Source organism: Frankia sp. R82 (assembly GCF_023716925.1).
Taxonomy (GTDB): Bacteria; Actinomycetota; Actinomycetes; order Frankiales; family Frankiaceae; genus Frankia.
Window position 1 is genome coordinate 1 of sequence record NZ_JAMQQG010000236.1, and the last position, 7,515, is coordinate 7,515.

A 7,515-nucleotide genomic window follows, 5' to 3' on the forward strand; every position below is an offset into this window, starting at 1 on the left:
GCCCGATCCTCCCTGTTCAGGAGCACTTTCCTCTTTGCGGCAACCCAACAGACGATCACCCCGGTGAAAGCCCGAGGGTAGCGCCAGCGAGTCGCGGCGACGACGACATCCGGGGCGGCGTCGGCGAACCGGCGGATCTCCGCGCGCCGGATGGCGAGCACCGTGTCGTGCACCTGCGGTCCACAGGCAGCGCGCAGCACCTCGTCCGCCTCGAAGGCCGCCAGCGCCTCGCCCAGGGTGGTCGGCAGCCGGCGGATGCCACGGCGGTCCCGCTCGGCGGGATCCAGGCGGGCGGGGTCGACGTCGACCGGGGCTGGTAGCCGGGCGCCGGCGACCAGCCCGGCATGCCCGGCAGCGAGCAGGGCCGCGACGAGCAGGTACGGATTCGCGGCCAGGTCAAAGCACTTGATCTCCAGGTTCGCCGCCCGCCCCCCGGCCGCCGCCGGGCCGGGGATCATCCGCAGCGGGGCCTCCCGGTTCTCCCGGCCCCAGCAGGCATACACACCCGCCCACCGGGACGGCATGAGTCGCAGGTAGGAGGCGACGCTCGGGGCACCGAGCGCCATCAGGGCCGGCAGCCGGGTGAGGATGCCGGCGGCGAAGCCCTCCCCGGCCGCGGTGAGCCCGGCCGGGCCCGCACCACCGCCCATCAGATTCGCCCGACCGGCCTCGGTGAGCCCCGCCGATGCGACGTCCGGCCGCAGCTGCGACGGCCCGACCCGGGCCGTCGGCGTGGCGTCCGGGTGCAGGCGACCGCGGGAGTCCCGGTAGTCACAGGAACCCCGGTGGACGCCAGCGTCCCTGGGAACGCCGGAGTCCCGATAGCCCTGGGAGGCCCCATAGCCCGGGGAGGCCCGACGACCGTGGGAGGTACGGGAGGTACGAAGGTCACCGGGATCGTCGAGGTGGTTGGCGTCGTCTGTCCACAGGCCGTCGTCCGTCCACAGGCTGAGGTGGACGTGCCCGCCGTTGCCGACGCCCCCGGCGACCAGTTGCGGGGCGAACGAGGCGCGCAGGCCGTGCCGCTCGCTGACCCCGCGAATGGTCTCCTTCACCAGGACACAGGTGTCCGCGGCGCCGAGCGGGTCCTGGGCCGCGACCGACACCTCGAACTGGCCGGCGGCATACTCGGGATGGATCTGCTCGACGACGAGCCCCTGCTCGGTGAGCGCGGTGACGACATCGCGCAGATAGTCGCCGAGTTCTGCGACCCGGGTCATCCCATAGGCAGGGCCGCGCGCGGCGGGGACGAACTCCTCGGGTCCGGCCTCGACGGCGGACACCGCCCACTCCACCTCGAAGGCCATGGCGACGGCGATCCCCCGGGAGGCAAGCCTCGCCACCTGGCCACGCACGAGTTCCCGACCGTCCTGTGGATGGGGCAGGCCATCCTGATCGCGGCGGTCGGCGGGCGCCCAGGCCCAGCCCGGCTGGGCAGCCAGCGGGGTCAGCCGGGTCAGGTCCGGGTGCAGCCGCAGGTCACCGACGGGGCTACCGGCCGCGGTGTCGCCCAGCAGCGCGTCGTCGGCGAAAAAGGCGTCGAACACCGGCGACATACCCACGCCCCAGACGACCGCCGCGTCCAGCCGGCCGACCGGCACACCCTTCACCCGGGTGATGCCACTGTTGTCGACGAAGGTGCAGGCCACGCAGACCACCCCGCGCACGGCCAGGTTCGTCGCCGTGTGCCGGGCCGCCGCGGCAATCCGGTCACGGTCCCAACCGCTGTGGATACCCGCCGACACCCCCATCGGCGTTCCCGCCGACGCCTCGGTCGCTCCCGTCCCCGCCGTCGGTGCCGTAGCTGACCCGGGCTCGTTCATCGTCGCCTCCTCGGCGAATGCTGCCTGGCCGCCCTCTCCCCCGGGCCTGCCGCCTGCCGCCTGCCGCCTGCCGCCTGCCGCCTGCCGCCTGCCGCCTGCCGCCTGCCGCCTGCCGCCTGCCGCCTGCGAATGATCGCGCTCCTGGCGGCGTCCGGCGCCCTGGAACACCGGACGAGGCGCCGGCCACACCCGGAGGACGATAACTGAGAGCGACTAAAGCGCCGACCTGGCCGTGAGATCGACACCGGCCGCACCCGGCCGGTCCAACGTTTTCCACAGTTGTCTTCCAGGCAAGAATCTTTGAAAACAGGTCAACATCACGGACTTCCGACCACACTGTCCCCAGGGGCACCGTAGTTGTCCACACGTTATCCACAGGCAACGCTCGTCGGTGGAAATCACTGTGTGCAACGACGACGGCCGGATGTCGCCAAGGCATGACCAGGCCGTCCAGGGGGGATGTACCGGGGATGGCTCAACACGAGGACGGGGAGCTCATCGATCATCACTGTCATGGGCTTGTGCAACGGGACCTGGCCCGTCCGGAGTTCGAAAGCATGCTGACCGAGGCAGACGCGCCCGGACCGCCCGGCACCACACTGTTCGACAGCCAGATCGGGTTCGCCCTGCGCCGCTGGTGCGCACCCCTGCTCGACCTGTCGCCGCACACCGATCCCGACAGCTACCTCGAGCGCCGGGCCGCGCTCGGGTACGAGGAGGTCCACCGCCGGCTGCTCACCGCCACCGGCATCACCACCTTCTGTGTCGACACCGGTTTCCAGCCCGAACCGCTGACCAGCGCTGAGCAACTCGCCGCCTACGCCGCCACGAACGCCAACGCACACCCGAGCATGACCGCCGACCCGGGCACGTCGGCCGGCACCGGCGCGGGGGTCGGCACCGGCGCGGGGGTCGGCACCGGCGCGGGGGTCGGCACCGCGGCCTGCGGCCTGGAGGTCACGCGCCTTGAACGGATCGCCGAGCTCGCCGCCGTGGACGTGCTCACCGGGCAGATCGGCGTCAGCCATCTCGCCGACACGGTGCGCGCCCGTCTGGACACCCGTGCTCCGACGACCGTCGCGGTGAAATCCGTCGCCGCCTACCGGGCCGGCCTTGAGCTGCCGGCGGTGCGTCCCACCGAGCGTGAGGTCGCCGCCGCCACCCGGACCTGGATCAACGAGATCCGCGCGGGTGCGCCGATCCGGCTGCACGATCCGGTGCTGCACGCGTTTCTGATCTGGTGCGGGGTGGACGCCGGGCTGCCCGTGCAGATCCACGTCGGCTATGGCGACAACGACCTCGACCTCACCCGCGGCAACCCGCTGCTGCTCACCGGCCTGCTACGGGCACTCGCCCCGACCGGGGTGAGCATCCTGCTCCTGCACTGCTACCCGTACCACCGCGAAGCCGCCTACCTCGCCCAGGTCTTCCCCAACGTGCATCTCGACCTGGGCCTTGCCATCCACAACACCGGACGAGGGTCGGCTGCCCTGCTCGCGCAGGCGCTGGAACTCGCGCCGTTCGCCAAGCTCCTGTTCTCCACCGACACCTACGCTCTGGCCGAACTGTTCCTGCTCGGCGCGACCCTGTTCCGTCGGGGCCTGGCCCGCTTCCTCGACGACGGCGTTGCCGACGACGCCTGGACATCCACCGACGCCGCCCGCGTCACCCGAATGATCAGCGCCGACAACGCCCGTCGGGTCTACTCCCTGCCGCTTGCGTCCTCGTCCCTCCAGGTGCCTGCTTCGGCAGCACACGACCTCGCCGTCCACAGCGGCACGTCCGGCGATGACCCCGCCCGCGGTCCGGCCACCCGCGGCCAGAGCACCCACGGCGACGCGCCCAGCAACGACGCCACGCGCGGCGAGGCCACCCGCAGCCAGGTCACCTGGGCGGGGTGGTGATCAGGTGATCAGGTGATCACTCCTGGGGTCGGTGACGACGGACCGAGCCACGCGGACGGTGATCGGGAACGCGCGGCCCGATACCGGCGTCAGCCGGCGGCGGAGGATACCGGGCAGAGGCAGAACGGATGGCCGGCCGGGTCGAGCATGACCTGCCAGCGCTCACCGCCGGGCTGGTGACCGGCCGGGGTGGCGCCAAGCTGCCTGGCCCGCGCGATGGACGCGGCGAGGTCCGCCACCCGGAAGTCCAGGTGAAACTGCTGCGGAGCGTCCTGGCTCGGCCAGCGAGGCGGCTGGTAGTCGGCCACCCGCTGAAACCCGATCATGATGTCGACACCGGGCGGGCTCAGAAACGCCCACGCACCACCGTCGTCGGCACCCCCGACGCCCCAGCCGGTCAGCTCGCCGTAGAAGGTGGCGAGCTCCCCGGCATCCGGACAGTCCAACATCATGCCTGCCCAGCTCACAGCCGGCACCGCCGCTCCCTTCGCGTCGGCCGCCTCGTCCGCCGGCGACGTGTGCGATTCGCTCATCTCACTGTTCTCCATCCACTGTGAGGGATGCGCCCGTCAGGACGCCGTCCAGCGGAGCCCATCCTGGTCGCGATACCTGACATCTGCTGTCAGGATTGCCGCGGGAGAATCGGGCATGCGCGCCAGTCGGCTGCTGTCCGTCCTGATGATGCTGCAGACCCGCGGCAAGGTGACCGCACGCGAACTCGCCGACGAACTGGAGGTCTCCGTCCGGACGGTCCACCGGGACCTGGCCTCCCTCGCCGACGCGGGGGTCCCGGTCGTCGCCGAACGCGGGGCGACGGGCGGCTACCGGCTGCTCGCCGGCTACCGCACCCGGCTGACCGGGCTGACCGCCGATGAGGCCGGCTCCCTTTTCCTCACCGGCCTGCCCACCGCCGCGGACGACCTCGGCCTCGGTGCCCTCGCTGCCGCCGCCCAGCTCAAGCTGCTCGCCGCCCTCCCGCCACCGCTACGTGAGCGGGCCGGACGCGTCCGCGAACGCTTTCACCTCGACGCACCCGGCTGGTTCCACGACGCCGAGGACACTCCCGCGCTCGCGGCCGTAGCCGCTGCCGTGTGGGCACAACATCGCATCCGCATCACCTACCGACGCTGGCGCACACCGCAGCACATCGAGCGTGTCCTCGATCCGCTCGGTGTCGTGCTCAAGAGCGGCACCTGGTACCTCGTCGCCACCACTGCCACTGCCACAACCACCGCCGCTGCCGCAACCACAACCACCACCACCGCCACCGCCACCGCCACCGCCACCGCCACCGCCACCGCCGCTGCCGCTGCCGGGCCACGGACGTACCGGGTGGACAAAATACTGTCGTTCGACGACATCGGCGAACAGTTCACCCGGCCGCCGGACTTCGATCTCGCCACGTACTGGACGGCGTGGACCGCCCGCTACGAATCCGAGGTCTATCGGGCAGAAGCGACGGTACGGGTTTCGCCCGCAGGAGTGACGATGGCACCCTTCCGCCTCCCCCCGGCGGTGAGCAACGCCATCCGCGACACCGCCGGCGCCCCGGAACCAGACGGCTGGGTCCAGGCGCTCATCCCGATCGAGTCCGTCCGGCACGCCACCAGCGAACTACTCACTCTCGGCGCGGACCTTGAGGTGCTGCACCCGCCCGACCTGCGCGCCGCCCTCACCCACGCCGCCATGGCGCTCGCCGACCTCTACCGACCGCCCGCACAGCCATCCGGAGACCGGCGGATCCGCTGACGTACCGGCAGCCCGGAGGTCCGTTGTCTCGAAAGTGCCATCCAGCCAATTTTTAGGCGGTATGTGGCGTCCAAACGGATTGCAGCCCCCGCAACGATCGTAATGTTTCGGGAATGTCCGCTCATCGGGCGATGGATCGCCGACTGCTACTGTCGATGCTGAGCATCGGCGCCGCCCAGACGCTCGTCGGGTGTGCGAACGGTCACGCGCCGGCGGCCACGACCGCCGCTTCACCCGTGGATGGTCCGGCCGGTCACCGCGGCGGCGCCCAGTCACGATCTGGTGATCCGGCAGCCGCGGCGAGCGGCAGTGGCCCGGCGTCGTCAACCTCCGCCGACCCGTCGTCACCGCCGACCGCGTCGGCCACCGCGACCACTCCACCGGCGTTGCCGCCGATTCCGCCGCCACATCCGGGTCCGCCGAGGACGGTGTTCCAGGCACCCGCGCCGACCCGCCGCATCGCTCTGACCATCGACGACGGTTACGACGCGCAGACCGTTGCGGGTTACGTGGAGTTCGCCCAACGATCGAAGATCCCCATCACGTTCTCGCCGAACGGCGCGTACGAGGCTGTCTGGAGCCGGCATGCAGATGTGCTGCGCCCCCTGGTGGAATCCGGGCAGGTGCAGATCGGCAACCACACGTGGACGCACCGGAACCTGGTCAGCTCCCGGACAGACGCCGACATCCGGGCCGATGTGGAACGCAACGAACAGTGGATCCAGACCACGTTCGGCATCACCAGCCGGCCCTGGTTTCGCCCGCCCTACGGCTCCCACAACGCCCACGTCGACGCGCTGGTCGGCGAACTCGGCTACACGAAGATCCTGCTGTGGAACGGCAGCTTCGGCGACTCCACGCTGATCACCCCGGAGCAGCTGATGGGCCTGGCCTCCCGCTATCTCCAGCCCGGCACAGTGATGCTCGGGCACGCCAACCACGCCACGATCCTCGGCCTGTTCGCCCAGGTCGAACGGCTCATCGCCGAGCGCCGACTGGAACCCGTCACCCTGGACACGATGTTCGGCACCTCCCGCGCCGTCGGCTGACGGCCGGCGACCGTCGGCTGACAGCCGGCGCGGGCGAAGGGCGGCGGTCAGCTCAGCGGGACGCCGGGATGGGGCGGCAGCAGGAGGCGGAAAGTCGTGCCGGCGCCGACCGCGCTGATGACCTCGATGCGACCGCCATGGGCCTGCGCGACCGCGGCGACGATGGACAGGCCCAGGCCGCTGCCGTCCCGACCGCTCGCGCGGCTCTCGGCGGCCCGGTAGAAGCGGTCGAAAACGTGCTCGGCGACCTCGGCCGGCATCCCCGGACCCCGGTCGGACACCTCGAGCACCGCGCCACCGGCGCCGTCGGGGTGTTCCGCGGAACCGTCTCGCGGCGGGAGCGACGGGAGCGACGGGAGGCAGGCATGGGGCCAACCGGGCGGATGGGGGTGGAGACGGATGGTGACGGGGGTGTCGGGTGGGGTGTGGACACGGGTGTTGGTGAGCAGGTTGCCGACGAGTTGACGCAGGGCGTCGGGGTCGCCGTGAACCGGGCAGGTCGGCGGGAGCTCGGCGTGGACCGGGCGGTCGGGGGCGACGGCACGCAGGTCGGCGACGGCCTCGCGGACGACGGCGGCCAGGTCGAACTCGGCCAGCTGGAGTGGGCGTTGGCCGTCGGCGCGGGCGAGGTCGAGATGGGCCAGGTAGAGCAGACCGTCGACGAGAGTGCCCATCCGGATCGCCTCGGACTGGATGCGGCGCAGCGCGGCGTCGGCCTCGTCCGGTGGGACCATCCCGGCGCGCAGCAGGTCGGCATAGCCGCGGATGGACGTCAGCGGGGTGCGCAGTTCGTGGGCGGCGTCGGCGGCGAAACGGCGTTCCTGCTCCTGGGAGGCGATCCGAACGGCGAAGGCGGCCTGGATCTGGCCGAGCATCGTGTTGAGCGCGGTGGCCAGCCGGCCGGTCTCCGACCGGGAGTCGCCGGCGGGGACCCGGCGGCCCAGGTCGCCGCCCGCGATCGCGCCCGCCGCGGCGATCATCTGCCGCAGC

At 71.7% G+C, this 7,515-nt stretch carries 7 protein-coding genes; 3 read left to right on the forward strand and 4 right to left on the reverse strand.

What is annotated here, in order from left to right; all coding sequences use genetic code 11:
- Nucleotides 1-1,751 (reverse strand): glutamine synthetase family protein (locus ND747_RS19190; protein ID WP_251735150.1); only part of this gene is annotated, 1,751 nt, incomplete at its 3' end.
- A 542-nt stretch (nt 1,752-2,293) separates the two neighbouring features.
- On the opposite strand from ND747_RS19190, the gene ND747_RS19195 reads away from it, so the two are divergent.
- On the forward strand, nt 2,294-3,727 hold the full coding sequence (locus ND747_RS19195; RefSeq protein ID WP_251735142.1) for an amidohydrolase family protein: 1,434 nt from the start codon (nt 2,294-2,296) through the stop codon (nt 3,725-3,727).
- An 89-nt stretch (nt 3,728-3,816) separates the two neighbouring features.
- Here ND747_RS19195 and ND747_RS19200 read toward each other — a convergent pair whose 3' ends face one another.
- Nucleotides 3,817-4,260: a VOC family protein gene (locus ND747_RS19200; protein WP_251735143.1), complete on the reverse strand. Its 444-nt coding sequence runs from the start codon at nt 4,258-4,260 to the stop codon at nt 3,817-3,819.
- A 115-nt stretch (nt 4,261-4,375) separates the two neighbouring features.
- Here ND747_RS19200 and ND747_RS19205 point away from each other — a divergent pair, with 115 nt between their 5' ends.
- On the forward strand, nt 4,376-5,476 hold the full coding sequence (locus tag ND747_RS19205; RefSeq protein WP_251735144.1) for a YafY family protein: 1,101 nt from the start codon (nt 4,376-4,378) through the stop codon (nt 5,474-5,476).
- A gap of 253 nt (nt 5,477-5,729) precedes the next feature.
- On the opposite strand, the gene ND747_RS19210 is transcribed toward ND747_RS19205, so the two are convergent.
- The gene (locus ND747_RS19210; protein ID WP_251735145.1) at nt 5,730-5,936 is read right to left on the reverse strand and encodes a hypothetical protein; all 207 of its coding nucleotides are present in this window, start codon (nt 5,934-5,936) and stop codon (nt 5,730-5,732) included.
- Between ND747_RS19210 and ND747_RS19215 the strand changes: the two genes are divergently transcribed.
- Nucleotides 5,905-6,525: a polysaccharide deacetylase family protein gene (locus tag ND747_RS19215; protein ID WP_251735146.1), complete on the forward strand. Its 621-nt coding sequence runs from the start codon at nt 5,905-5,907 to the stop codon at nt 6,523-6,525. The two genes, ND747_RS19210 and ND747_RS19215, sit on opposite strands and share 32 nt — an antisense overlap.
- A gap of 47 nt (nt 6,526-6,572) precedes the next feature.
- Here the strand turns inward: ND747_RS19215 and ND747_RS19220 are convergent.
- Nucleotides 6,573-7,515, reverse strand: a 943-nt coding sequence (locus ND747_RS19220; protein ID WP_251735148.1) for a cell wall metabolism sensor histidine kinase WalK, incomplete at its 5' end; no start/stop codon positions are given.